Annotated in this window: 25 protein-coding genes and 1 tRNA gene; 20 read left to right on the forward strand and 6 right to left on the reverse strand. The window is 37.4% G+C overall.

Features of this window, described 5'->3' with window-relative positions; genetic code table 11:
• The 19 genes from R2Q70_RS08365 to R2Q70_RS08455 all read left to right on the forward strand — a co-directional run bounded on the left by R2Q70_RS08365 (position 1) and on the right by R2Q70_RS08455 (position 18,768).
• On the forward strand, positions 1 to 1,005 hold the full coding sequence (locus tag R2Q70_RS08365) for a TerC family protein (protein ID WP_124913533.1): 1,005 nt from the start codon (positions 1 to 3) through the stop codon (positions 1,003 to 1,005).
• A gap of 103 nt (positions 1,006 to 1,108) precedes the next feature.
• Complete coding sequence (locus R2Q70_RS08370; protein ID WP_316807156.1) at positions 1,109 to 1,513, forward strand: hypothetical protein; 405 nt, start codon at positions 1,109 to 1,111, stop codon at positions 1,511 to 1,513.
• A 60-nt stretch (positions 1,514 to 1,573) separates the two neighbouring features.
• On the forward strand, positions 1,574 to 3,613 hold the full coding sequence (locus R2Q70_RS08375) for a BatA domain-containing protein (RefSeq protein WP_316807157.1): 2,040 nt from the start codon (positions 1,574 to 1,576) through the stop codon (positions 3,611 to 3,613).
• Entirely contained in the window at positions 3,610 to 4,866 is a 1,257-nt protein-coding gene (locus tag R2Q70_RS08380; protein ID WP_316807158.1) for a dihydroorotase, read from the forward strand. Before R2Q70_RS08375 ends, R2Q70_RS08380 begins: the two co-directional genes overlap by 4 nt.
• Before the next feature lie 122 nt (positions 4,867 to 4,988).
• Positions 4,989 to 5,657, forward strand: coding sequence for a hypothetical protein (locus tag R2Q70_RS08385; RefSeq protein ID WP_316807159.1), 669 nt, complete (start codon positions 4,989 to 4,991; stop codon positions 5,655 to 5,657).
• 10 nt (positions 5,658 to 5,667) lie between these two features.
• On the forward strand, positions 5,668 to 6,237 hold the full coding sequence (locus tag R2Q70_RS08390) for a DUF4199 domain-containing protein (protein ID WP_316807160.1): 570 nt from the start codon (positions 5,668 to 5,670) through the stop codon (positions 6,235 to 6,237).
• 83 nt (positions 6,238 to 6,320) lie between these two features.
• Positions 6,321 to 6,890 (forward strand): zeta toxin family protein, encoded by a 570-nt coding sequence (locus tag R2Q70_RS08395; RefSeq protein WP_316807161.1) that lies wholly within the window; start codon positions 6,321 to 6,323, stop codon positions 6,888 to 6,890.
• Positions 6,887 to 7,048, forward strand: coding sequence for a hypothetical protein (locus tag R2Q70_RS08400; RefSeq protein WP_316807162.1), 162 nt, complete (start codon positions 6,887 to 6,889; stop codon positions 7,046 to 7,048). The genes R2Q70_RS08395 and R2Q70_RS08400 overlap by 4 nt, the downstream gene beginning before the upstream one ends.
• Positions 7,049 to 7,164: 116 nt before the next feature.
• Positions 7,165 to 8,115 (forward strand): glycosyltransferase family 2 protein, encoded by a 951-nt coding sequence (locus R2Q70_RS08405; RefSeq protein ID WP_316807163.1) that lies wholly within the window; start codon positions 7,165 to 7,167, stop codon positions 8,113 to 8,115.
• Positions 8,116 to 8,181: 66 nt separating this feature from the next.
• Entirely contained in the window at positions 8,182 to 9,159 is a 978-nt protein-coding gene (locus R2Q70_RS08410) for a glycosyltransferase (RefSeq protein WP_316807333.1), read from the forward strand.
• 99 nt (positions 9,160 to 9,258) lie between these two features.
• Complete coding sequence (locus R2Q70_RS08415; protein ID WP_316807164.1) at positions 9,259 to 10,047, forward strand: hypothetical protein; 789 nt, start codon at positions 9,259 to 9,261, stop codon at positions 10,045 to 10,047.
• A gap of 47 nt (positions 10,048 to 10,094) precedes the next feature.
• Positions 10,095 to 11,594, forward strand: a complete 1,500-nt coding sequence (locus tag R2Q70_RS08420) for a GH3 auxin-responsive promoter family protein (protein WP_316807165.1) — start codon at positions 10,095 to 10,097, stop codon at positions 11,592 to 11,594.
• A 56-nt stretch (positions 11,595 to 11,650) separates the two neighbouring features.
• On the forward strand, positions 11,651 to 12,028 hold the full coding sequence (locus R2Q70_RS08425; protein WP_316807166.1) for a four helix bundle protein: 378 nt from the start codon (positions 11,651 to 11,653) through the stop codon (positions 12,026 to 12,028).
• A gap of 81 nt (positions 12,029 to 12,109) precedes the next feature.
• On the forward strand, positions 12,110 to 13,291 hold the full coding sequence (locus tag R2Q70_RS08430) for a 1-deoxy-D-xylulose-5-phosphate reductoisomerase (protein WP_410478366.1): 1,182 nt from the start codon (positions 12,110 to 12,112) through the stop codon (positions 13,289 to 13,291).
• A 29-nt stretch (positions 13,292 to 13,320) separates the two neighbouring features.
• Entirely contained in the window at positions 13,321 to 14,709 is a 1,389-nt protein-coding gene (gene rseP, locus R2Q70_RS08435; protein WP_316807167.1) for an RIP metalloprotease RseP, read from the forward strand.
• A gap of 82 nt (positions 14,710 to 14,791) precedes the next feature.
• Positions 14,792 to 15,328, forward strand: coding sequence for a Fe-S protein assembly co-chaperone HscB (gene hscB, locus R2Q70_RS08440; protein WP_316807168.1), 537 nt, complete (start codon positions 14,792 to 14,794; stop codon positions 15,326 to 15,328).
• 324 nt (positions 15,329 to 15,652) lie between these two features.
• Positions 15,653 to 15,958 carry a DUF3817 domain-containing protein gene (locus R2Q70_RS08445; protein ID WP_316807169.1) on the forward strand — a complete coding sequence of 102 codons (306 nt, stop codon included), beginning with the start codon at positions 15,653 to 15,655 and terminating at the stop codon, positions 15,956 to 15,958.
• Between the two features lie 80 nt (positions 15,959 to 16,038).
• Positions 16,039 to 16,118, forward strand: a tRNA-Leu gene (locus tag R2Q70_RS08450).
• Positions 16,119 to 16,386: 268 nt separating this feature from the next.
• Complete coding sequence (locus R2Q70_RS08455) at positions 16,387 to 18,768, forward strand: outer membrane beta-barrel family protein (protein ID WP_316807170.1); 2,382 nt, start codon at positions 16,387 to 16,389, stop codon at positions 18,766 to 18,768.
• Positions 18,769 to 18,900: 132 nt separating this feature from the next.
• On the opposite strand, the gene R2Q70_RS08460 is transcribed toward R2Q70_RS08455, so the two are convergent.
• The 6 genes from R2Q70_RS08460 to R2Q70_RS08485 all read right to left on the reverse strand — a co-directional run bounded on the left by R2Q70_RS08460 (position 18,901) and on the right by R2Q70_RS08485 (position 23,242).
• Positions 18,901 to 19,872 (reverse strand): DUF4932 domain-containing protein, encoded by a 972-nt coding sequence (locus R2Q70_RS08460; RefSeq protein WP_316807171.1) that lies wholly within the window; start codon positions 19,870 to 19,872, stop codon positions 18,901 to 18,903.
• A gap of 137 nt (positions 19,873 to 20,009) precedes the next feature.
• The gene (locus tag R2Q70_RS08465) at positions 20,010 to 20,483 is read right to left on the reverse strand and encodes a cupin domain-containing protein (RefSeq protein ID WP_316807172.1); all 474 of its coding nucleotides are present in this window, start codon (positions 20,481 to 20,483) and stop codon (positions 20,010 to 20,012) included.
• Between the two features lie 18 nt (positions 20,484 to 20,501).
• Entirely contained in the window at positions 20,502 to 21,221 is a 720-nt protein-coding gene (locus R2Q70_RS08470) for a carboxymuconolactone decarboxylase family protein (protein ID WP_316807173.1), read from the reverse strand.
• Entirely contained in the window at positions 21,218 to 22,291 is a 1,074-nt protein-coding gene (locus R2Q70_RS08475) for an alpha/beta fold hydrolase (protein WP_316807174.1), read from the reverse strand. Before R2Q70_RS08475 ends, R2Q70_RS08470 begins: the two co-directional genes overlap by 4 nt.
• A 10-nt stretch (positions 22,292 to 22,301) precedes the next feature.
• Entirely contained in the window at positions 22,302 to 22,766 is a 465-nt protein-coding gene (locus R2Q70_RS08480; RefSeq protein WP_316807175.1) for a nuclear transport factor 2 family protein, read from the reverse strand.
• Between the two features lie 20 nt (positions 22,767 to 22,786).
• Positions 22,787 to 23,242, reverse strand: coding sequence for a cupin domain-containing protein (locus R2Q70_RS08485; protein WP_316807176.1), 456 nt, complete (start codon positions 23,240 to 23,242; stop codon positions 22,787 to 22,789).
• A 159-nt stretch (positions 23,243 to 23,401) separates the two neighbouring features.
• On the opposite strand from R2Q70_RS08485, the gene R2Q70_RS08490 reads away from it, so the two are divergent.
• A complete protein-coding gene (locus R2Q70_RS08490; RefSeq protein WP_316807177.1) occupies positions 23,402 to 24,295 on the forward strand; it encodes a helix-turn-helix domain-containing protein in 894 nt (297 codons plus the stop codon).
• The last annotated feature ends 3 nt before the right edge of the window (positions 24,296 to 24,298 follow it).

Below are 24,298 nucleotides of genomic sequence, written 5' to 3' on the forward strand. Positions count from 1 at the left end.
ATGAATAATAACATGTTTGATCATCCACTCTTAATTGCAGGCTTTGCAATTGTGGTTGTTATAATGCTGATCATTGACTTAGGTCTGTTCAACAAAAAAAGCCATACCATTTCTAATAAAGAAGCCATCACGTGGTCAATCGTATGGATTTCGCTGTCGATGATTTTTAGTGGCGCCGTTTATTATGTACTTGGTTTTGATAAATTCACACAATTCCAGTCTGCCTATTGGATCGAAAAAGCACTTTCGGTAGATAACCTGTTTGTATTTATTTTGGTGTTTAAATTTTTCGATGTAGCCAATGAAAACAAACACAAAGTGCTTTTTTGGGGAATTATCGGTGCGTTGGTATTGAGGGCTATTTTTATCTTTTCGGGTGCCTTCTTCATCGAATTAACTTATCTAAATAAAATCCTAAGCTTATTTGGCGTTGCCGGATTTAAGTACGATATCAACATCATCATGACGCTTTTCGGTTTATTTCTTGTCTATGCAGGGATTAAATCCTGGTCGGCTGATGACGATGATGAAGATGAGGATTACAACAATACCCGGGGTGCGAGATTGGTCAGAAAGTTTTTTAGGGTAAGTGATAAATACGATGGTGATAAATTCTTTACCATTGAAAACGGTGTGAAATTAGCTACGCCACTGTTGGTTGTGGTGGCTGTTATAGAATTTACCGATTTACTTTTTGCAGTCGATTCAATTCCGGCAATATTTGCAATTTCTAAAGATCCATTCATTCTTTATACCTCGAATATTTTCGCCATTTTAGGCTTACGTGCTTTGTTTTTCTTATTAGATAACTTCATCCATTTATTTAGCAAACTCAAATACGGATTGGCCATTATCTTGTCATTTATCGGTATCAAAATGATTATTGCGCCATTCTTCCATATCGACTCCGTTTATTCATTGATCGTAATTGGTGGCGTATTAATCCTGTCGGTTATTTTATCGATTATGTTTCCTGAAAAGGAAGAGGAGAAAGTTGCTGAATAATTATTGTCAGAACGAGTTTATAGAAAGGCCAAAGAATAGTTAACTTTGGAAAGTTTTAATCGATCAGCTAAAAACTGATCGATTATTTTTTTGAAAGAACACCATGCAGGAAACTCCAGAATTTAACCATCAAGCTGATATTGTAAATAGTGCCATCAGGTTTATAACCTCATGGTTTAAGCAATCTAAAAGTGTTACTAATGAGCTGAATGATTTTTTCATTCTTCCGGGCAATAAGATTGTGAGTAAAGATGTAGTTATAGGCAGGCTGAAAGGTATTTTTGGTAAATCTGACGAATATGTGGGTGGGCGGTACGATATTATCGATGTGAATTTCGAACTGCTAAACGATGGAAAAGGAATGGGGTTTGTAGAAGGTGTTGCGGGCTATCGCGAGGTGATCCAAAAACAGTCGAAAATAGTAAGCGGCCCCTTTAAATTGTATTTTGCTTTGTATAATGAAAACTGGAAAATCGTAAACATTGAGTTTCCTGGTTTTGCTTATTAGAACGAGTTTATTACAATTGGAATTCGTCGCTTTCCATTATTTTTCTATCTTTGGTTTTTAATGAATTTCCTTTATCCGGGCTTTCTTTTCGCACTATTATCGGTTGCAATTCCGGTTATCATTCATTTATTTAATTTCCGAAAATTTAAAAAGGTTTATTTCTCCAATGTTCAGCTTTTGAAAGAAGTAGAGCAGCAAAATTCATCAAAAGAAAAAATCAAAAACCTGCTGATCTTGCTTTCTCGAATCCTGGCAATCATTTTTCTGGTACTGGCTTTTGCCCAACCTTATATTCCCATTGCTGAGCAGAAAAACAAATTTTTAAGCAATGCAGTAAGCATTTATATTGATAATTCTTACAGTATGGAGGCCATTAATAAAGATGGCAATTTGCTTGATGAAGCGAAAAGAAGGGCGAAAGAACTGGTTAAAGGTTTCGGAATGAACGACCGTTTTCAGCTCTTAACCAATGATTTTGAGGGGAAGCATCAGCGATTATTAAATGAGGATGAATTTTTGAAAGCGATAGATGATGTTAAAATTTCTTCTGTCAATAGAAATCTTCAGCAAATCTTAAATCGGCAGGGAAATATATTAACAGGTTCGGCCAATAAATACAGTTTTATCATTTCCGATTTTCAAAGGAATGTTTCCAACGGAAACAAACTTGAAACGAATACCAACATTCAATATGCTTTTCTCAAATTAAATGCTGCTACACTGCCAAATGTGGCTGTAGATAGTGTTTGGATGCTTTCTCCAAATCATCAGCCAGGTGCAAGTGAAAAACTGGTTGTGCAGTTAAAAAATTATTCTGAAGAAGAAGCGAAAAATATTCCCTTAAAATTAAGTGTAAATAATCAACAAAAAGGTCTTAGCTCAGCCAATATTCCAGCTGGGAAAACGATTAAAGATACATTGAACTTTTCCGGGCTTAGCGCAGGTTGGCAAAAAGGAGTAGTGAGTATTAAAGATTTTCCGGTAACTTTTGATGATACATTATCATTTAGTTTCAAAGTTGATCAAAGCTTGCCGGTGCTCAGTATTACCGGTGCAAGTGCGGGAAATTACATCAAAGCCTTATTTGCGGCAGATACTTATTATAAACTTACTGAGAATGCAGAATCCAATATTAACTATAGCGGATTTAGCAATTATGGTTTAATTGTACTTAATGGATTGAAAAATCCATCAAGTGGTTTGGCACAACAATTAAAAACTTACTTAAACGTTGGAGGCACGATCGCTATTTTTCCTGATTTGGATGCTGACATTCAAGCCTATAATGCTTTTTTGAGCGGATTATCACTGCCCATTATTCAAGGCTTAAATAAAACGGAAACCAAAGTCGATCAAATTGATTTGCAAAACCCTATTTTCAAAACCGTTTTTGAGGAAATTCCAAAAAATCTTGATCTGCCCGTAGCCAATCGCTATTTCTCTTTCGTTGAAAACAATTCTGCAAACAAAGAAAATATTTTAACACTGCCTGGCAGAAAACTTTTTTTTGCCAAATATGGTGTGGGTAACGGTGCGGTTTACTTATCTGCTACTGGCTTAAATACTGCTGATGGAAATTTAGCCCGACATCCGGTTTTTGTGCCATTAATGTACCGTTTGGCACTAAATGCAGGAAACGAAAGCACACTTTATTATCATCTCGGAAAAGATAATGCTTTGGACGGTAAGAAAATTAACCTGGGTAAAAATCAAACGTTAAAGTTGAGTGCTAAAAGCTTCGAGGCTATTCCAGAAATTAGGCAGGCTGAAGGCAAAACTTTAATTTATATTGCCGATCAGATCAGGAATGCAGGTTTTTACGACCTTAAGTTATCCGATTCTCTATTGGCTGTTTACGCTTTCAACAGTGGAAGATCAGAATCTGATATGCATTATTTTAGCAAAACAGAATTAGATAATCTGGCAGGAAAGAGCAACCTGAAAATATTCGACGCCGATAAAGATGCGGTAAAATTAATGTCGGGCGCCAACAAAATCGGACAAACTTTATGGAAACTTTGTCTAATTTTGTCGCTGATTTTTATTGCAGCAGAAATCCTGCTCATCCGATTTTTTAACAACCCTAAAAAAACAATATGAATCTCCTAGTTAAAAATGTAACCATTGCCGATCCGCAAAGTAATTTCAATAAGCAACAATGCGATTTGAGGGTAGTTGATGGTAAAATTCAAAACATAGGTAAATTATCTGCTGAAAAAAACGAAACTGAATTCGATGGTCATGGTTCATTTCTATCGCCCGGTTTTTTCGATCTAAACTGTGTAGCCGGCGACCCTGGTTTTGAAACCAAAGAAGATATTCAGACTTTAACAGCAACGGCAAAAGCCGGTGGTTTTACCGGTTTAGCGCTTTTGCCGCAAACCAGTCCGGTGGTTCAGTCGAAATCGCAGGTGGAGTACATTATCAATAAGGCAAAAAATAACCTGGTTGATGTTTATCCCGTTGGCGCTATCAGTCAAAACCGGGAAGCCAAAGAACTTGCCGAACTTTTTGATATGCAACAGGCAGGCGCTGTGGCGTTTTCTGATGGCGATAAGGCTTTGCAGGATGATGGCTTTATGAGTAGGGCGCTGCAATATGCAAAAGGTTTTGATGCTTTACTGATGGTTTACCCGGAGAATAAATCCATTGCAGGGAAATCACAGATTAACGAAAGTAAAAACTCTGTGCTTTTAGGAATGAAAGGTTTACCAGCACTAGCAGAGGAAATGCATATTGCCCGCGATATTTTTTTAGCGCAATACAATGAAACCAAAATCCACATCAGTAATATTTCTACAGCAGGTTCGGTAGCACTAATCCGCAAGGCGAAAAAAGATGGTGTTCAGGTTTCTTGTGATGTAACTGCACATCACTTGGTTTTTACGGAAGAGTTGCTGGCCGATTTTGATAGTAATTACAAAGTGAAACCACCGTTGCGCAGCAAAGCTGATGTAAAAGCACTTATTGCAGGTTTAAAAGATGGAACGATTGACGCCATTACTTCGCAACATCGTCCGGAGGAAATAGAATTTAAAAATGTGGAGTTTGAAATCGCACATTATGGCATCATTGCTTTACAAACTGTTCTTCCATTGCTGCTAAAAGCCGGATTGGATACCAGTTTAATCGCAGAGAAGTTAGCCATTAACCCACGTAAATTGCTAGATTTAGATGTTCCCGTAGTAGCAGAAGGTGCTGAAGCAAATTTTACAGTTTACAATCCGAATGAAAAATGGTTGTACAACGTAGCGAGCAACAAATCTAAATCAGCTAACAATCCGCTTTTAGGGACCGAACTTACCGGTAAAGTAACTTTGGTTTATAACAACAGCCAAATTTTTCAAGGTTAATCATCTAGGATTAAAGATCAAAGAACAAAATCAATAATAAGTAGCAGAAAAGAAAAATGACCATAAAGAGAATTGTAATTATGCCAATGTTCTTTAATCTTTGCTCCTTCAAATTTTAAAATATGGATAATAGAGTAAAAAAAGCGCTTGTCGCTTCGTTAAATAAATACGCTGAAGTTTCGGCAATAAATGTGGATGGTTTCGAAACAGAGTTAATTGCTGCTTTTGAACTTGATGCTAATTTTTTGGATAAAGCAACTGCATTTGATGCCGTTTTTGATTCGCATTCCAAATTTGAAGAACTGCGTGAAGTATTCTTCGATTTATTGATGGTGAACTTTTTTAGTAGCGATGTTCAAAAACTGGAAGATGATTATCTGGAAAGTGACGAATGGGCAAACATCGAAGAAGAAACAATTGATAGGGGAACAGAACTTCTGAACCTGCTCTTATACATTAAAGAGTGTAAGGATGAAGATATTGAGCCGGAGTTAGGCGATTTCTTAAAGGAGTTTTTACTGGTTGAAGATGACGAATTTCAAGATGAGTTTGAGATTTATGAAGAGATGATTAGCAATCAACAGCTTGCTGAAAGCAGTGTGGAGGAAATTTGTAAAACGGCTCCGAGCTTAAATATTAGTGAAGAGATGCAAGAATTATTTGTTCCTTTTATGGTGTTTTTCCTCGATGTAGAGGGAAGTGCAACCACTACAAAAGAAATAATTCAGTTTAGCAGTAACAAATCGTTCGATTCTGCTACTTATATATTGATTACAACAATTAATAACTAAATTAAAAACGATGGACAAGAGTGCTCTAATTTCCAAACTATCTCTAAAGTATGGTTTCATACTTGCAGCTGTATCGGTGGTAATATCCCTTACACTTCATTTTATTAATCCGGTAATGCTTTACACTAATTTTGCCTTACCATTCATTATTCTAATTATTTTCATTGTTCTGCTGGTTTTTGTTGGCATTACCATTCGAAAGGAAATAGGTGGTTTTTGGACATTTGGGGAGGCTTTTAAATCTTATTTAATCATCGCGTTAATCTTGGCTCTGGTTTCTGTTTTGTACAATGTGTTGTTAATGACGGTAATTGATCCGGATTTGCCTTCAAAAGCAGCTGCTGCAATTGGCGATTCTCAGCGGGCAATGATGGAGAAATTTGGAATGGCATCTGAACAAATTGATGAAGCATTAGAGAAAGCTGGCAACATGGAAGAAAAACTTGCGCCAACATTCAAAAATTCATTTACCAGTTTTGGTGTCTCTCTGGCGATGTATGGAGTTTTATCATTGATTCTTGCGGCAATTTTAAAGAAAAAGGAACCAACCACTTTTAACACTTTCCCTAACGAAGGTTAATCGGTGCTATAAAATTTCGAACGTGCAGGTTTTGTCATTTAATTTGATGAAATTTGCACGTTTTATTTTGAACAAAATATTAAATGCCAAATCTTTACATTATTTCTGGTTGCAATGGGGCAGGCAAAACCACAGCTTCATTTACCGTATTGCCAGAAATGTTAAATTGTAAGGAATTTGTAAATGCCGATGAGATTGCCCGTGGAATATCTCCCTTCAAACCTGAAAGTGTAGCTATTCAGGCAGGCAAAATTATGTTGAGTAGGATTAACGATTTGCTGCATCAGCAATTGGATTTCGCCATTGAAACCACGCTAACTACAAAAACTTACATCCATACTATAGCAAAAGCTAAACAATTGGGTTATCAGATTACTTTATTGTTTTTTTGGCTGAACGATGTTGAATTGGCGATAGAAAGGGTGAAAGCTAGGGTTTCAGAGGGCGGCCACAATATTCCTGAAGATGTAATCAGGAGGAGATACTTTAAGGGTATTGAAAATCTGATGCCATTTACTTCTGTTTCAGATTACTGGTTAATTATTAATGGTTCTGACGGTAAATTACAATTTATTGCAGAAGGAAATCTAAATGAAGAAATCACTATCTTTGAAATTGATATGTGGCAGCAAATTAATCTAATGTCAAAATGAATAATACCATTAATAATGAAATGAGAGAGAAAATCAGACATGGTCTTAATCTGACTTTCAAAAAGCTAGTTGCGTATAAGGCAAAAAACGATGGTTTTTTAGTCTTCTCTGATCAAGGTAAGATTGTTAAAGTGCAAGCTAAAGACATAAAATTATAGTATAAATCAAAAATTTTGAACGTGCAGGTTTTATCATTTAATTTGATGAAATTTGCACGTTTTATTTTGAACAAACCTCGTAGGTTTTTAAAACCTACGAGGTTTAAATATTAAAAATGGATATATCAGTTGTAGTACCCTTATTTAACGAAGATGAATCGCTGCCCGAGTTAACGGCATGGATTGATAAAGTGATGGTTGAAAATAATTTCACTTATGAGATTGTTTTAGTTGATGATGGAAGTACAGATCAATCCTGGGCTGTTATCGAATCATTAAGATTACAAAATTCGGCAATAAAAGGTATCAAGTTCAGAAGAAACTATGGTAAATCTGCAGCGTTAAATGTTGGCTTCGAGGCCACACAGGGCGATGTGGTAATTACTATGGATGCTGATTTACAGGATAGTCCCGATGAAATTCCCGAACTTTATCGTCGCATTAAAGAAGAAAAACTAGATCTGATCTCTGGCTGGAAAAAGAAACGTTACGATCCGATTACCAAAACCGTACCTACAAAATTATTTAACGCTGCCACCCGCAAAATGAGTGGGATTGAATTGAATGATTTCAATTGTGGGTTAAAGGCTTACCGTAGTGATGTGATCAAGACCATTGAAGTTTACGGAGAAATGCACCGTTACATTCCAGTGATTGCAAAATGGGCCGGATTTAATAAAATTGCCGAACAGGTTGTAGAGCACAGAGCCCGAAAATATGGCACTACCAAATTTGGTTTCAGCAGATTTATTAACGGGTTTTTAGATTTACTTTCCATCTTTTTTGTTGGGAAATTCGGTAAACGGCCAATGCACTTTTTTGGCTCACTGGGTGTGTTGAGTTTTTTTTTAGGTATCATCATGTCACTATATGTGCTGGTAGAAAAGCAGGTGCTGATCTGGAAAGGTTTAGCTTATCGCGATGTTACCCAGCAGCCGCTATTCTATTTATCATTAGTTGCTATTGTTGTAGGATCACAAATGTTTCTTGCAGGATTTATCGCTGAGCTACTATCTCGAAATGCACCAGAAAGAAACCAGTATTTAATTGAAAAAGAATTAAAATAGGCTTAAAGATTAAAGCTTAAAGCAGAAAGCTTTAACCTTTACTCTTTCGGCTTGCAGCTCCAAGAAATGTTTTTCTCTATCATAATTCCGCTTTATAATCGTCCACAGGAAATTGACGAACTGTTGTATACACTAACCAAGCAAACCTATTTACAGTTTGAGGTTTTGGTTATTGAAGATGGTTCAAAAAATGATGCTAAAGCGATCGTAGATTCTTATCAGGATCAACTTGATATTAAATATTATTTCAAAGAAAATGCAGGACAAGGGTTTGCCCGAAATTATGCCTTTAAACGGGCAAATGGCGACTATTTCATCATTTTCGATTCAGATATTCTCGTACCGCCAGATTATTTAGAAATCGTAAAAAACTATCTTTATGAACATCATTTAGATGCTTATGGCGGTCCGGACGCAGCACATGATAGTTTTACGCCCGTTCAAAAAGCAATCAGTTATGCGATGACTTCTCCTTTCACTACAGGTGGCATTCGTGGCAACAAAAAGCATGTCGGGCAGTTTCATCCACGTAGTTTCAACATGGGCGTTTCCCGTCAGGCCTGGGAGAAAGTTGGTGGCTTCATCTTAACAAGGCTAGGTGAAGATATTGAGTACAGCATCCGGATTCATGAAGCCGGCTTTAAAATCGGACTCATTCCGGAGGCCAAAGTTTATCATAAACGCCGTACCAGTTTTAGCCAGTTCTACAAACAATTACATTTTTTTGGAAGGGCACGAATCAACATTTACAAACATTTCCCTAAAGAGTTAAAATTAGTTCACTTTTTTCCTGCGGCCTTTACCTTGTTTATTGGCTTCACGATATTGTGCAACTTCATCTACCCACCATTGGCTTATGTTTGTAACTTTCTGGTATTGATTTACTTTTTGTTAATATTTTTTCATTCCTGGGCTGTAAATAAATCGTTAAAAGTTGCATTTTTGAGCATTATATCTTCATTCATCCAACTAACCGCTTATGGTTTAGGATTTATTCAGGACTTGTTTAAAAGAGTGGTGTTTAACGGAGGTAATGGAAAATAGAAAGGGATCAGTGGGAAATTGGAAATAGGTTTAAACAAGAGGGGCTAAGGCTGAACTCGTGTAAAGAACTAACAAACCAAATACTTAGAAAAAAACTAAATGATTAATTATTTAAAAGAAAGTACATTTGCCGTCAACGACGTGATCCAAAAGGCATGGGGCATTACCAGAAAGCATTATTTTTCTATTGCTACGCTGTGTTTTTTAATGTTCATCACCGCAAGTGCATCAAGTTTAATGGCTTTCTTTATTAAGGATGTAAGCAAAATCCTTAGTGTAGTAATGGCCATCATTTTCGTCTTTTTATATTTCACCATCAACCTATCGTTATTTAAATATATCTTTCATTTAATGGATGATGAAGAAAATGATGTAAAAATTGTAGATACCTTACCAACAAGACAACAAATTATCCGTTTCCTTATCGCAACATTATATTTTGTGGCATGTGTTTTTGGGGTTTACCTGGTTGTAATTCTTGTTGCCTTTCCATTTATTTATACCGGAATTAATATCGATGTTGTTAAAAATGTGGCCATCTCTGTCGGAATTATAGCAATATTTATTACCTGGTTGCGCATTTCTTTTTTTCCGTTTTTTATTATTGATAGAAATTCTGCTCCGTTTGAATCGATTAAATTAAGCCTTGCGATAACAAAAGGAAACTTTACCAAGATATTATTGTTGCTATTGGTGCTTGGAGGCGGGTATTTAATCTATTTATTATTCAATCTCTTGCATTGGCCATTTGTGGCTTTCATTGTTAACATTTTGAGCTCATTTATTATTGTTCCTTTATCAAGCGTAGCTTTAACGGTGGCTTATCGTAAAATTGCCGGTGAGTACAAGGGAGATGAGCATCCGGATATTCTTCATAATATCGTCTAGCGGAAGGTATTCTATCATTTAATCATCCAAAATTCAATTAATTAAATATGGGATTAAAAGCAGCGTTAAGTAAACCTTTTGCAGCGTTTGCAGTTTGGCAAATCAATAAATGGAAGAATAATGCCGTTGATGCCCAACATAAAATCCTTAATATTCTTGTTCGTACTGCTGAACAAACTGCATTCGGGAAAGATCATCATTTTTCGGAAATTAAAAACTACAACGATTTCAAAAAACATGTTCCTGTTCAGGATTATGAAGGGTTAAAGCCTTATGTAGACCGTGTGGTAGCTGGTGAAGCCAATGTCCTTTGGACAGGAAAGCCGCTTTATTTTGCCAAAACTTCTGGAACAACTTCTGGCGTAAAATATATCCCACTTTCTAAAGAATCTATGCCAGAGCACATTAAAGCTGCTCGAAACGCTATTTTAACTTATATTCATGAAACCGGCAAAGCCGATTTTGTAAATGGAAAGATGATCTTTTTGCAAGGTAGCCCCGTGTTAAGCATCAAAAATGGTATTAACGTTGGTCGTTTATCGGGTATAGTTGCGCATCATGTTCCGGCTTACCTGCAGAAAAACAGGTTGCCGTCTTACGAAACAAATATTATTGAAGATTGGGAGCAGAAAGTTGATGCCATCGTTGATGAAACCATCAACGAAGACATGACGTTAATCTCAGGTATTCCACCTTGGGTGCAAATGTATTTCGATAAACTTTCTGAAAAAACCGGCGGGAAGAAGATTTCTGAAATATTTAGAAATTTTAGCCTATTCATTTACGGTGGCGTGAATTTCGAGCCGTACAGAGCAAAAATTGAACAAAGTATTGGTAAGAAAATCGATGCTATCGAAACTTATCCCGCATCAGAAGGATTTATCGCCTATCAGGATAGTCAGAAAGATAAAGGTTTATTGCTTTTGGCTGATGCCGGTATATTTTATGAATTTATTCCAGCCGATGAATACCACAATGAAAATTCAACACGATTATCACTTGGCGAGATTGAATTGGATACGAATTATGCACTGATTTTAAATACCAATGCAGGTTTATGGGGTTACAGCATTGGCGATACCATTAAATTTGTCTCTAAAAATCCATATAAAATCGTGGTCACCGGGCGTATTAAACATTTTATTTCGGCTTTCGGCGAACATGTAATTGGAGAGGAAGTAGAACACGCTTTATTGTCTGTAGCGAATGAAGAAAAAGTAGAAATTACGGAATTTACGGTTGCACCACAGGTCAATCCTCAAGATGGCGAACTTCCTTATCATGAGTGGTTTGTAGAATTTTCTTCAGCACCAAGGGATCTTGTCGCATTTAGCAAAAAGGTCGATCAGGCTTTGCAAAAGAAAAATATTTACTACTTTGACCTGATTGAGGGGAATATTCTGCAGCCTTTAGTTATTCGTACCTTGCAAAAAGATGCCTTTGTGAATTATATGAGGAGCGAAGGGAAATTGGGCGGACAAAATAAAGTGCCAAGGTTGAGTAATGATAGGAAATTGGCTGATGGGTTAGGGAGGTTTATTGTTTAATTGTTTTATTGCTATATTGTTGCATGATTCCCTAATGCTCATGAAAACAGTAGAACATGGAACAGAAATACTTGCAATTGAATCAAATCGTCGCCTATAAAAAATCCTTTCATCTTAGCAATTTAGTTTGGGAGCTAACATCTAATTGGGATAGCTTTGCGAAATACACAATTGGGCAACAATTTGTTAATGCGGTTGATTCAATATCAGCTAATATCGCCGAAGGATTTGGTCGATACCATAAAAAAGACAAAGTTAAATTTTATTATTACAGTTTCGGATCAGTTAAAGAGTGTTTCGATTGGAATGAAAAGGCAAAAGTTCGAAAATTGATTAATGAAGAAACCTATGTAAAGATTTTCGCAACTTTGGAAACTTTACCAAAGGAAATACATCAACTGATAAAATTTACAAATGAAAGATTAAAGATATAACTTGTAAATATTCTTTAATTACACCAGAAAAAAAGCAATTGATAGTAACGCAATTCCTTTTTAATAAATGAAAAAAAACAATTGAACAATACAACAATAAAACAATCTGTAATTACAATTTTAGGTTCCACAGGAAGCATTGGTACGCAGGCGCTTGAAGTGGTTCGGGATAATCCAGCAATTTTCAAGGTTTCTGTGTTATCTGCGCTTAAAAATTCAGAGTTGCTCATTCAGCAGGCAAAGGAATTTAAACCTGAAACGGTTGTAATTTGCGATGAAAGTCAGTATTTATATGTAAAAGATGCATTGTCGTCTTTTGATATACAGGTTTTGGCAGGGGAAGCCGCATTAACAGAGGTTGCCGCTTATCCACAAAGTGACATCGTACTTACTGCATTAATGGGTTCAGTTGGATTAAAGCCAACTATTGCTGCTATTAAAGCGGGTAAAAACATAGCTCTGGCGAATAAAGAAACTTTGGTGGTTGCCGGAGAGTATATAACCGAGTTGGCAAGACAACATCAGGTTAAAATTCTTCCGGTAGATTCTGAACACTCTGCCATATTTCAGTGTCTGGTTGGAGAGGAGCAAAATGAGATTGAAAAAATTTACCTTACGGCTTCTGGCGGACCTTTTTTAGGAAAGGATAAAAATTTTCTTGCTGCTGTAAAAAAGGAGCAGGCGTTGAAGCATCCTAACTGGGTGATGGGTGCTAAAATCACGATTGATTCAGCCTCGCTGATGAATAAAGGTTTAGAGGTGATCGAAGCGAAATGGCTATTTGATCTTGATGTAGATCAGATCGATGTCATTGTTCATCCGCAATCAATTATTCATTCCATTGTGCAGTTTACCGATGGATCGATGAAAGCGCAGATGGGTGTTCCGGATATGAAATTGCCCATTCAGTATGCCTTAAATTATCCCGACAGGCTAAAAAACAATTTCAAACGTTTTAATTTCCTGGACTACCCAAACTTTAGTTTTCAGAAAGCGGATATGAATACCTTCAGGAATTTGGATCTTGCTTTTCAATCACTGAGGAAAGGTGGAAATATGCCTTGCATTTTAAATGCAGCAAATGAGGTAGTGGTGGAAGCTTTCCTGAATGATAAAATTGGTTTCCTGCAAATGAGCCAAGTGATTGAGCAATGTATGGAAGAAATCAGATTCATTGAAAAACCACAATTGAGCGATTATTTAGAAACTGACAAACATAGCCGTATCTTAGCCGGCGAATTAGTAACAAAAAGTAAAGTTTAACATCTAACATAAAAATTTTAGAATAGCATATGAATGGATTGATTATGGCGGGGCAGCTGTTGCTCGGATTGTCTTTATTGGTAATATTACACGAATTAGGGCATTTCTTGGCAGCCAGGGCATTTGGAATTAAAGTGGAAAAGTTTTATTTGTTCTTTGATGCCTGGGGATTTAAACTATTTAGTTTTAAAAAAGGGGATGTTGAATATGGTGTGGGATGGTTACCATTAGGTGGTTATGTGAAAATTGCCGGAATGATTGATGAGAGTATGGATACCGAGCAAATGGCACAACCTGCTCAACCCTGGGAATTTCGCTCAAAACCAGCCTGGCAGCGTTTAATTGTAATGCTTGGCGGTATCATCGTCAACGTAATTGTGGGTATCATTATTTTCTGGATGCTTACTTTTAAATACGGTCAGAATTATACTGTAAATGGAAAATTAACAGATGGAATCTCAGTTGGTAATATTGGTAAAGATATCGGCCTTAAAAACGGCGACCGTATTTTGGCCATTAATGGAAGTAAATTAATCAAATTTGAGGATGCCATTTCGAGCAAGGTTTTGTTTGATGGTGCTCAATTGACCATTTTAAGAGGAAACCAAACGCTTTATATTCCGGTTCCAGATACGATCTTAAATAAACTATCAAAAAACGATAAGGAGAATTTCATTGCTCCTCGTTACCGGATGGCGAGTGTAGCTACTGTTTTGGCGCCTGATGAAAAGGCTGATCAGCAGTCGTTCTTTGATAAAATATTTGGAAGACCTTATGTTAAGCCTGTTTATCCGGCCTATGCTGCAGGAATAAAACCTGGTGATAGCATTTTGGCGGTGAACGGCAAGCCGGTTACTTTTTTCGATCAGTTTAAAGAAGAAGTATCGCAGAACAAAAACAAACAGATTACCATCAATGCCTTGCGTAAAGGAAAAGAAATTAATTTTAATGTGCTGGTGGGCAAAGAAGGAACGATTGGAATTGCCCCTAATTTTAAAATGCCAGAAACCGCCCATGTTGAATTTGGTTTTGCAGAGTCGTTGCCGATTGGTGCAACAATGGCCTGGAGTACATTTTTAGATAATGCCAAAGGTATTGGTAAAATGATTACCGGTAAACTCAGTGCCCGTAACATCAGCAGTCCGATCGGAATTGCAAAGGTTTACGGATCAACGTTTGATTGGGTAAAATTCTGGACTTTGACCGGACTAATTTCGATGGCATTGGCTTTTATGAATTTGTTGCCTATTCCGGGCTTAGATGGAGGTCACGTAGTGTTTTTATTAATTGAAATGGTACAACGTAAGCCCGTAAGCGAGAAAGTGCTGGAGAAAGCGCAAATTGTAGGCTTCGTGATCTTGATTTGTTTAATGGTGTTTGCTTTTGGTAATGATATTCTAAAATCTTTCGGTAAGTAAAACCAAATTTATAATATTGCCGCAGCTGCATAGATTGGCTATTTCAATCTTCGCAGCTGCGGCTTTTTAATTGATATCCCTCATGAGCGAAGAGAAACAACCTAATTATTTTGAGTTTTACGAATTACCAGTTCAGTTCAACCCAGATCAAAATGCCATCAAAGCTAAATTTTATGCTTTAAGCAAAAAGTTTCATCCTGATTTTTATGCCAATGAAAGCGAAGAGCGGCAGGAAGAGGTTTTGCATTTATCGACACTTAACAATAAGGCTTACCAAACTTTGAGCAACCCGAATAAACGCTTAAAATATGTATTGGAGCTGAAAGGTATTGTTGCCACAGATGAAGGTTACCAGCTTCCGCAATCATTTTTAATGGAGATGATGGATGTAAACGAGGCTTTAATGGAACTGGAATTCGAACCCGATGCGCAAAAACTATTTCAGGTAAAAAATGATGTTGATTCGATTGAAAAACAGCTTGAAAACGAATTAAGGGAATTACAAGCACAACATGATCAACATCCAGATACTTCAGAAGAGTTATTTCCTGTTATCAAAGATCTGTTTTATCGCCAAAAATATATTTCCCGAATAAGAGAACGTCTGCCAAAAGCTTAGCTAATTCGCGATTTAACAGGGAGTACAAGATCGCGTTTTAAACATGACTCAAAATGCAATCATCATGCTTTAGGGGTGCAATGGAACTCCGATGGGAATGCTATTATCACCTTACCAATAGTATATGTGTGCATGTTTAAGTAAGCAACTAGAAATTAACCATCATTTTTGAGAATACTTACTGGCATCGCAAATGTTGCGAAAACATCAATTAATCAATCTTGATTAATCAAAAACTACTCATCAAAACACCTGATTGTAAAATCATTTTTTAGTTTTTGATAGCCAGTCACTTTGATCTATTTTCGGTAAAAAATCAGATTCATGAATTCACTATCCATATTTCGTAAAGTAGCCATTGCAGAAGGAATTTCTTATTTGTTATTGCTTTTTGTTGCCATGCCGCTAAAGTATTTCGCAAATTTACCAATGTATGTGAAATACACAGGCTGGGCGCATGGTTTGTTATTCGTACTGTATGCGGCAACACTGGTGTTATCCTGGCAAGAACAAAAATGGAAATTCGGCAAAGCAGTATTGATTTTTCTTGCTTCACTTTTGCCATTTGCGCCTTTTATTGTTGATCATAGGCTGAAAGACGAACGTCCTGAAAACGCAAGTTCCATATAATAAATGCATTACAAATTATTTTAAAATAATTTTTGCATTTTAACTTTCGTTATCTACATTTGCAACCCCGTCCAACACATGCCCAGCTGGCGGAATTGGTAGACGCGCTGGTCTCAAACACCTGTGGGAAACCGTGCCGGTTCGACTCCGGCGCTGGGTACATTTTATTAAAGGGATCCTCTACAGGATCCCTTTTTCGTTTCAAGGCTAAAAATACATTTAGGCTATTCTGCTACAACTTCGGATTATGGATATCCAGAAGCTCGTTTACGCAGCTATTGTAATGGTATTTGCCCATCGGTTTTGATAGTTCCTATCATTTTCTTCAAAATGTTTTGTATTAAAAAAAACAACCGTTATGGAAAAATCACCTTTCTGCATCATTACATCTGTTAAACTTAAATTATCAAATTTCCCTGTTCGTTTTTATGACCAAAATCTTAATTATCCTGCTCTTGTTTTTTTGTATCCCACTGTTAAGCAAATCTCAAATCAACATATATGGTCAAATTGTCGACAATACAAACATCAATGTCCCTAATGCAGGCATCATAAAATACGCGATTGATGGCAAGGTGTTGTTGGGTAGTGCCATAAGTGATGAGCTCGGTAAATTTATAATTATCGGAAAGCCAAATACCCCAATAATGCTGATCATCAATTCTATTGGTTTCCATTCGGATACGTTGAAGCTTGGCGCTTTGAAAAAGGACACAACTTTAACCATAGTATTACAAGATATTTCCAAACAGCTTGAGGAGGTAAATATCGTTTCAAGAAAGCCAATCATTGAAAGGAAAATAGATCGGGTGGTTTTTAACATCGAAAATAGCCTGGTGTCAGATATCGGAGATGCGATGGATGCGATAAGTAAGGCTCCTGGAGTGAGGATTAATGACGAAGGTATCCAATTAATCGGAAAAAATGCTGTTAGCATTATGGTAAACAATAGGCCTATACAGCTTTCTGGTCAAAACCTGGTGAATTATCTTCGTTCAATATCTTCGAGTACATTAAAATCCATTGAGGTCATCACCAATCCATCTGCCCGGTATGAAGCTGAAGGAAATTCAGGCACTATAAATCTGATTGTCAAAAAAGACATTTCGCTCGGCCTTAACGGGATGATAAACACGGGAATAATTTCAGCGAGTTACCTAAATACCGGGCTTACCGGCATACTTAATTACAATACAAAAAAATTACACCTTAGCAGTACCCTTAGTACAAACTTTAGCAAGTCACGATCATTTGCATCAAACAATCTGGAAAATGCGTCGCTTTTGTGGGACCAATATGATGAGAACCTGTCAAAAAGAAAGGGACTTCGTGGGGAGCTGCGGATTGATTATGATATAAATAAAAATTCTTCACTCGGGATTCGCTTCAGCGAGAACCATAATGAAAACAAAATCAACAGCTCATCTACGGCAAACTTCTTAACGCCCCCAAACAAAATAGATTCAGTAATGAAAAATGCTGGTTTCAGTAGCATTCCGCTTTCCAGCAGGTCTGTTGATTTATATATGGAATCTAAATTAGACACCTTGGGTAAAAAACTGGAACTATCAGCAAGTTATTTCAAGAATAGCTTGGATAATGCTACATCTTTTATAAACCAGAGCACTAGGCCTACAGGCTCGTTAATCAGGAATTATTTACCTGTGGGCTTTGAAAACAACGAAGGGACAACTATATTTTCGGCAAAGGCCGACTTGACAATCCCTTATAAATTCGCAAACCTGCAGTTGGGTACTAAAGTTGTTTCGATTAAAAGCATCAATTCTCTGTTATATAGCGAGGGAGCCGGGTTTTACTTAGCCAGTAGTAATATTTTTAACTACACCGAAAATACGCAATCGCTTTATGTAAATGCTGACAAAACCTTTTCAAACTGGTCGTTTCAGTTCGGTTTGCGACTGGAAAATACCCAAACTTCTGGCCATTCCTCAACCAAAGATCAAGTTGATGAGTATAATTATGCAGCTTTATTTCCAACTGTTTTTTTTAAGCATACACTTTCTGAAAGTCATTCTTTAACCTTTTCTTACGGAAGGCGCATCAACCGGCCAGATTACGGAGCGCTCAATCCTGCGAAGATATATGCTATGGTAAATGTTTATGATCAGGGAAATCCATCATTAAAGCCATCATTTAGTAATAATCTGGAGCTTGGTTATAACTTTAAAGATATTTTCACCACCAATGTATATGCGAGTTTTTTGCGCAATGGTTTCAGTTTGCTAACTTTTTTGGATGGCAACAGTAATGTACAATATAACCAGTATTTAAATTATAGTTCAACAACACAGTTGGGGCTTAACGAAACGATCAGTTTTTCTCCCCGAAAATGGTGGGAGAGTACAAATCATTTGAGCATCTATCATTACAATTCTAATTCGAACGGGATACTGTTAGAATCTGAATTAAAAGGGCTGAGTAGTTATTTATCTACAGACAATACTTTTATACTTAATAAAAAGAAGACGCTAATGTCAAATCTTATGTTTTGGTATCAATTCGCGGATCAATCTAACTGGTATAAAAATGACGATTATTATGCGCTCGATATAAATTTGAGGGCAGCATTTTTAAAGCGCAATTTAACATTTACTGCTGGTGTAGTAGATTTATTTAAAACAAGTCAACGTTATTATAACGGAACGGTTAACGGGATCAAGCAATTTGGCTCCCGATACAACGACAACAGAAAATTTAGGCTAATAGTGATGTATAAGATCGGGAACAGTAAATCAAACAGGAGCGCACGTGATATCGATGATCTTGAACGTAGCAGAGCAAAGCAATAATTTTCTGGATACCATCAGGTGATACAAAATTGTATATGTTTTATTCTTAAGATCATTCATTTGATGATTTGATAAGTAACAGAATCGCTGTCGAATAAAAGTAGCGGTTCGATCGTTGCATGGCTGCTTCGCTTATTGCGTTACTGCTAACTTTTCTAAATAGGCGATGAGTTCGGGGTAAAATTGTTCAATCTTTTTGTAGCGATTACGACCTTCAACATATTGATTAAAAAACTTATATAGTGGTTGAGCCAACCGAAAATGTTTTGACTGGTTGGCGATTTCTGCCATGCCAGCAGGTTCACCATCACGCTTTTCCAGAATCTTTGCCACGCAAACCCTGACAAGGAGTTCGTCAAGTTCGTTTTTCCACTCGCTTTCTTTTAGCACTTTTCCTGTTGTTGTAGTGAGAAACAAATTTCGAATCGCATACAGTCGCTGCTCATATTTTGGTATAAAATCTCCTACAAAATTATGACTACTCTCATGAGCCACCACATTCAGGTTGGGATTGAACGTAACCGGATCCTGATCGGTTAGGTGAGATGATGTATCAGAAAGGAAAGCAATCCGGCTTATTCGTTTACCTTTAAATTCAGAGTCAGTTATGGGAATCGCATTACTTCCCAGGTTATTAAGTAAATCTAGATAAATCACAAACTCACCTTTCTGCGGATGGCCAAAAAAATGGGATACATCTTCTAATATCTTACTTTTTAGTATGGTATCCTGTGCATGTGTAACAATACGTTGGTACTCGCTTTGATTATTCTTTAGGAAATCTTTTACGTTACATTCGTTATAAAATTTATTCAAATGATAAAGAAAGGTATCTAGGGCTGCGGATTTAACGTAATTGGTTTCTACTTTTCTACTTACCTGAAAAGGATATGCTGAAAGATAGATACCTAAAGATGCTACATCAAAGCCGTCCCATTTATCTAGCTTCCGGTACCATTCTAGTGACGGGTGGAGCTTACAGGAAGCAAAATATTTCTTTACATCTCGGTAATATGTCGATGGTGTTGGCTTAACATCCAATGTATCAGCGGTAGTTAAAATGTAAAAAAGACTAATGGCTTCAAACCTGGGATCGATATTCACTTTAAACGCTGTTTGGCCAAATAAAGAAAAGTTGAAGCACAAAAAAAAGAGGGTAGGGATTAAATACTTGGACATAAAAGTTTCTGCTTGAATATATCCGAAGTTATTTGATTACAATTGGAAAAGCAAATGCATCATTACAAACCTCTGTAATCCTCATCCGATACCGGCTCCAGCCATTTTGTTGGGCCGTGCTGTCTGCCGGTGATGGCAATTTGCACAAATGCTGTATCCTGACTGGCTCCATGCCAATGCGCCAGATTTGGCGGGCATTTTATGCTATCGCCTTTCCGCAATATAATTTTTGCTTTTCCTTTTTCCTGGTAATAGCCAACACCCTCGGTCGCCAGTAAAATCTGCCCTGCGGGATGTGTATGCCAGTTACTTCTTGCTCCGGCAGCAAAAGTTACATTGCCTACTGCATTTTCATTTAAACTATCCGGTTCTACCAGCGATTTTACCCAAACATCGCCTTTAAAGTTGCTATTGGTGTTTTTGTCTCCTTGAGGAAAAAGTAAAGCACCTGTTTTTTCTGTTTGCTTTCCATCTTTACAGGCTACCATAAAACACAGTAGCAATATTGCGAGGCTTTTAAATTTATGTTTCATCATTAACCTTTTATTACTTGTTTACTTTTCGCCGTTAACGATCGCTGTTAAGACTAGATTAGCTTTGCCTGCTTCGTTTTTACCTATCTCAGTTTCAATGATAGTGATAAACTGACGCAACTGTTCTAGAGTGATGCCCAGATTTAAACAGATTCCGAAATGTGAATTTAGCATAGGTTCCACACCACCAATACTACTTAAAACGGATACGGTGATCAGTTCCCGGTCTGAAAAACTTAGTATATCCCTTTCAAAAATATCGGCAAATAAATGTTCTTTCAGAAACACTTCTATTTCAGGAGAGAAGATGGCATAACCTGCTTTGGCTCCATCTTTTGTGCCTGTAAGTGCCTCCAATATCGATTTACCTCGTTCAAATTTGTTTCTTTTATCTTTAATGGGTGTAGCTTGTTTACCCAGGTTTTCTTTGATGCCTTGTTTTTTGCGTTCCTCGAGCACCACCATAAATGTTTGTAATCCGCGGATGCTTCTCGGAAATCCACAGTAAGCGTAAAGGTGAACAAGTGCTTCCTTAATTTCGTTTACGGTTAAGCCCGCCTCGAGCCCTGCGGCAAGTTGTTTTTTGAGTGGGATCAAATCTCCCCTGGCAGTTAGGGCGGAAATGATAACCAGCTTTTGTTGCTTAAGGCTTAAGCTTTTATTGTCTGCTTGTTTTCCAGTGGCATGGCTAAACACTGTTAGTCCAAGTCCGAAAAACATTACGATGATTAATTTTCTCATTTTTGATCCAGTTTTTTGTCGTGCAACCATTTGGCAATTAACTCCGCTACTTCTTTATTGTTTAAATCAGACATGATGAAGTGTGTATTTCCTGTAATTCCGATTTCGGGCAAGTGTACAATAGTTACATCGCCGCCATGTGCATTAACAACTTTGGCCCATTGTTTTCCAGTAGCCAGAACGCCCCGCCAAAAATTTAATGATGCTGCATTGGTATCCGCTTTGGGAATGAAATCGCCGAAATAAACTACGATTGGGATTTTGGTCAACTTCATAAATTCGTTTAGCGGCAGTCCTTTGCCACCTCTATTTCCTTCGGGTACTTCACCTTCAGGAAAGGCAAATCCGCCTGGTTCAATGGCGACAATCGCTTTTACATGTTCATTTTTGATTGCTGTTTTCCAACCCGGAGCGCCACCGGCAGAATGTGTAAATAAAATTCCATCACCAGATTGATCAAAAACCGCCGACATTGCATTTACCACCATCGATTCATCTACACTGCCAGTATTCGGAGTCATCATGCGAAAAAATTTATCCATTGATAAACTATCCTTAGGGAATTGCACTCCGGCATTAAATGCTGGGTAAAGACCAATGCGAAACTGCGTGTACCAGGTTTGATCGTCAGGTACAGCCGTAACTTGTGCGGGTTTTGTGGTTTGGCCCGCGGCGCCACGTCCGGGTTGATCGACAAGGTAAGTACTATAGCCCTTTCTCAAAAACAGGTCAGAAAATCCTTCCCTTCCATCGGCTGTAGTTTGCCAGCTTCGCCTGCTTTGGCCATAGCCATGAAGAAACACCATTGCAAGTTTTTTAGCTTTTTGAGGAATCTGGTAAAACACGTCGGCATGATCTCCATGTCTGGTTTGTCCGCCTTGAGGTACGTTCCATGGTTTAAGTGCATCAAATAAGCCATCGCTTTTTATAACCGAACCACCAGTAGAAAAAGCACCCTGATCGGCAATAACAAGTGGTTTTTTGTCAAATTTTTTCTGGGCATACAATGAGGTATAACCCATTATAAACAGGCATGTGGTGCTAAAATAATTTTTAAACGTTTTTTTCATAACTGGTCAGCTATTTTCCAGGCTGATTAACTTTGGTGAATGATAGTGAGCCCATTTTCCAGCTTCCTCCTTTTTTAACATAAACTTCGGTTACAATGAACGGATTGGTCACCTCATTGCCGCCAACTACCGCAAGTAAGGTAATTCTATTTAAAAGTATTGCGGTGTTTTCGATTATTTTTACTGAAGCGTCATGTACTTCTGCTTTTTTGTACCAGATGCCTCCACCTTTAATTACACTCATTTCACGGTCCTTTCCCCAGCTTCCGCCCATGTGCACAAATACCGATTGTTCATCAAACAGTTTATCCAATGCACTTACGTTTTTCTCGGCCATCCAGGCCCATTTTTCTTTCGAAAGGGTTAAAATTTCCTGCTCCGCTTTGGTCGGGATTTTAGCTGTTTCGCCCGATGTTTGCGCTGATGATATTTGACCAAAACCGATCAGTAATAAACCAAAAATTAAAGTTTTCATAAGTTAAGATGTTAAAGTGATTATTGTTTCAAGCTGTTGTATTCTGCATTGCTTACCCGTTGCAGCCATACGGTTTTATTTTTTGCACCGTTTGTACTTGCCGCAATGTAAGTAAAAGTACTTTTAGGCGAAGCTCCATGCCAATGTGGTACGCCCGGAACACATTTAATTACATCGCCTTTGTGCACCACCTGAATGTCTTTTCCTTTTTCCTGGTAATATCCTGTGCCTTCGGTAATCATTAAAATCTGCCCGGCCGGGTGGATGTGCCAATCCAGCTTAGCTCCTGGCGCAAAGGTTGCAGTAGCCAATGCACAATCGATTACACTATCAGCCTTATTTAATTCAGTAAGCCAAACATCGCCAGTATGGTTATTCGTTTTTGAAATTTCTCCTCTCGGGAATATTGGTGTTTCCTGAGCCAGACCACTTTTGGCCAATACCATTAAAAGAAACAGATAAAGTACATTTTTCATAAATTTAATATTTAATGTGAGTGATGTTACAAATTTCAGTATAGCTGTTCACGATTAGGGTAGATGAATTCCTGTATTTATAACCAATATTACTGATTAGGTGAATGGTATGAAAAAAAAGGCTTTTGATTGTTTATTTTTGAATAAGCAACGGAGCGTATGGAACAAATTATCAACTTCAAAAAAATAAGTGAATATAATGATTTCAATAATCAGGAAACTTTACATCCTCTAGTGAGTGTGGTGCACCTGGAAAACGCGGCTCCCCGTCAATTCAGGCGCCTACAATATGATTTTTATACAATTTTTTTAAAGCAAATCAAATGCGGTGATTTAAGGTATGGTTTAAATAACTACGACTATGAGCAGGGCACTTTGATTTTTTTAGCACCCGGGCAAGTTATCGGCGATCATAAAGATGAATATTATCAACCTCAGGGAACAGCGCTGGTTTTTCATCCCGATTTATTAAATGGTACCCCATTAGGGAAAATTATCGATGATTATAATTTCTTCTCTTATGCTGTAAATGAAGCCTTGCACTTATCAGATCAGGAGCGGAAAATTATTACTGATTGTTTTGATAAAATAGAATATGAATTAAAGCGCCCAATTGATAAACACAGTAAAAAGCTGATTACCTCGAACGTTGAATTGTTCCTGAACTATTGTGACCGTTTCTACGACCGCCAGTTTATCACCAGAGATGATATCAATAAGGGAATTTTGGAGCGCTTTGAAAGTTTTTTAAATGGCTATTTCTCCTCCGAGAAGCCTTATACCATCGGGTTGCCCTCGGTTGCCTATTGTGCTGATGAAATGCATCTATCGGCGAATTACTTTGGTGATCTGATTAAAAAAGAAACTGGTAAGTCTGCACAGGAGTTTATTCAGAACAAAATTATTGATGTGGCCAAAAGGAAAATCTTCGATCACAATAAAACCGTTAGTGAAATTGCCTACGAACTCGGATTTAAATATCCACAACATTTTATCAGGCTTTTTAAAAAGCGGGTAGGACACACGCCAAAAGAATATCGGAGTATAAATTAGTTA

Source organism: Pedobacter agri (assembly GCF_032678665.1).
Lineage (GTDB): Bacteria > Bacteroidota > Bacteroidia > Sphingobacteriales > Sphingobacteriaceae > Pedobacter > Pedobacter agri_A.

Bases quoted from the DNA above. Each gene is read 5' to 3' on its own strand.
- R2Q70_RS08365 (WP_124913533.1), top strand. From the start codon at position 1: ATGAATAATAACATGTTTGATCATCCACTCTTAATTGCAGGCTTTGCA.
- R2Q70_RS08370 (WP_316807156.1), top strand. From the start codon at position 1,109: ATGCAGGAAACTCCAGAATTTAACCATCAAGCTGATATTGTAAATAGT.
- R2Q70_RS08375 (WP_316807157.1), top strand. From the start codon at position 1,574: ATGAATTTCCTTTATCCGGGCTTTCTTTTCGCACTATTATCGGTTGCA.
- R2Q70_RS08380 (WP_316807158.1), top strand. From the start codon at position 3,610: ATGAATCTCCTAGTTAAAAATGTAACCATTGCCGATCCGCAAAGTAAT.
- R2Q70_RS08385 (WP_316807159.1), top strand. From the start codon at position 4,989: ATGGATAATAGAGTAAAAAAAGCGCTTGTCGCTTCGTTAAATAAATAC.
- R2Q70_RS08390 (WP_316807160.1), top strand. From the start codon at position 5,668: ATGGACAAGAGTGCTCTAATTTCCAAACTATCTCTAAAGTATGGTTTC.
- R2Q70_RS08395 (WP_316807161.1), top strand. From the start codon at position 6,321: ATGCCAAATCTTTACATTATTTCTGGTTGCAATGGGGCAGGCAAAACC.
- R2Q70_RS08400 (WP_316807162.1), top strand. From the start codon at position 6,887: ATGAATAATACCATTAATAATGAAATGAGAGAGAAAATCAGACATGGT.
- R2Q70_RS08405 (WP_316807163.1), top strand. From the start codon at position 7,165: ATGGATATATCAGTTGTAGTACCCTTATTTAACGAAGATGAATCGCTG.
- R2Q70_RS08410 (WP_316807333.1), top strand. From the start codon at position 8,182: ATGTTTTTCTCTATCATAATTCCGCTTTATAATCGTCCACAGGAAATT.
- R2Q70_RS08415 (WP_316807164.1), top strand. From the start codon at position 9,259: ATGATTAATTATTTAAAAGAAAGTACATTTGCCGTCAACGACGTGATC.
- R2Q70_RS08420 (WP_316807165.1), top strand. From the start codon at position 10,095: ATGGGATTAAAAGCAGCGTTAAGTAAACCTTTTGCAGCGTTTGCAGTT.
- R2Q70_RS08425 (WP_316807166.1), top strand. From the start codon at position 11,651: ATGGAACAGAAATACTTGCAATTGAATCAAATCGTCGCCTATAAAAAA.
- rseP (WP_316807167.1), top strand. From the start codon at position 13,321: ATGAATGGATTGATTATGGCGGGGCAGCTGTTGCTCGGATTGTCTTTA.
- hscB (WP_316807168.1), top strand. From the start codon at position 14,792: ATGAGCGAAGAGAAACAACCTAATTATTTTGAGTTTTACGAATTACCA.
- R2Q70_RS08445 (WP_316807169.1), top strand. From the start codon at position 15,653: ATGAATTCACTATCCATATTTCGTAAAGTAGCCATTGCAGAAGGAATT.
- R2Q70_RS08455 (WP_316807170.1), top strand. From the start codon at position 16,387: ATGACCAAAATCTTAATTATCCTGCTCTTGTTTTTTTGTATCCCACTG.
- R2Q70_RS08465 (WP_316807172.1), bottom strand. From the start codon at position 20,483: ATGATGAAACATAAATTTAAAAGCCTCGCAATATTGCTACTGTGTTTT.
- R2Q70_RS08470 (WP_316807173.1), bottom strand. From the start codon at position 21,221: ATGAGAAAATTAATCATCGTAATGTTTTTCGGACTTGGACTAACAGTG.
- R2Q70_RS08475 (WP_316807174.1), bottom strand. From the start codon at position 22,291: ATGAAAAAAACGTTTAAAAATTATTTTAGCACCACATGCCTGTTTATA.
- R2Q70_RS08480 (WP_316807175.1), bottom strand. From the start codon at position 22,766: ATGAAAACTTTAATTTTTGGTTTATTACTGATCGGTTTTGGTCAAATA.
- R2Q70_RS08485 (WP_316807176.1), bottom strand. From the start codon at position 23,242: ATGAAAAATGTACTTTATCTGTTTCTTTTAATGGTATTGGCCAAAAGT.
- R2Q70_RS08490 (WP_316807177.1), top strand. From the start codon at position 23,402: ATGGAACAAATTATCAACTTCAAAAAAATAAGTGAATATAATGATTTC.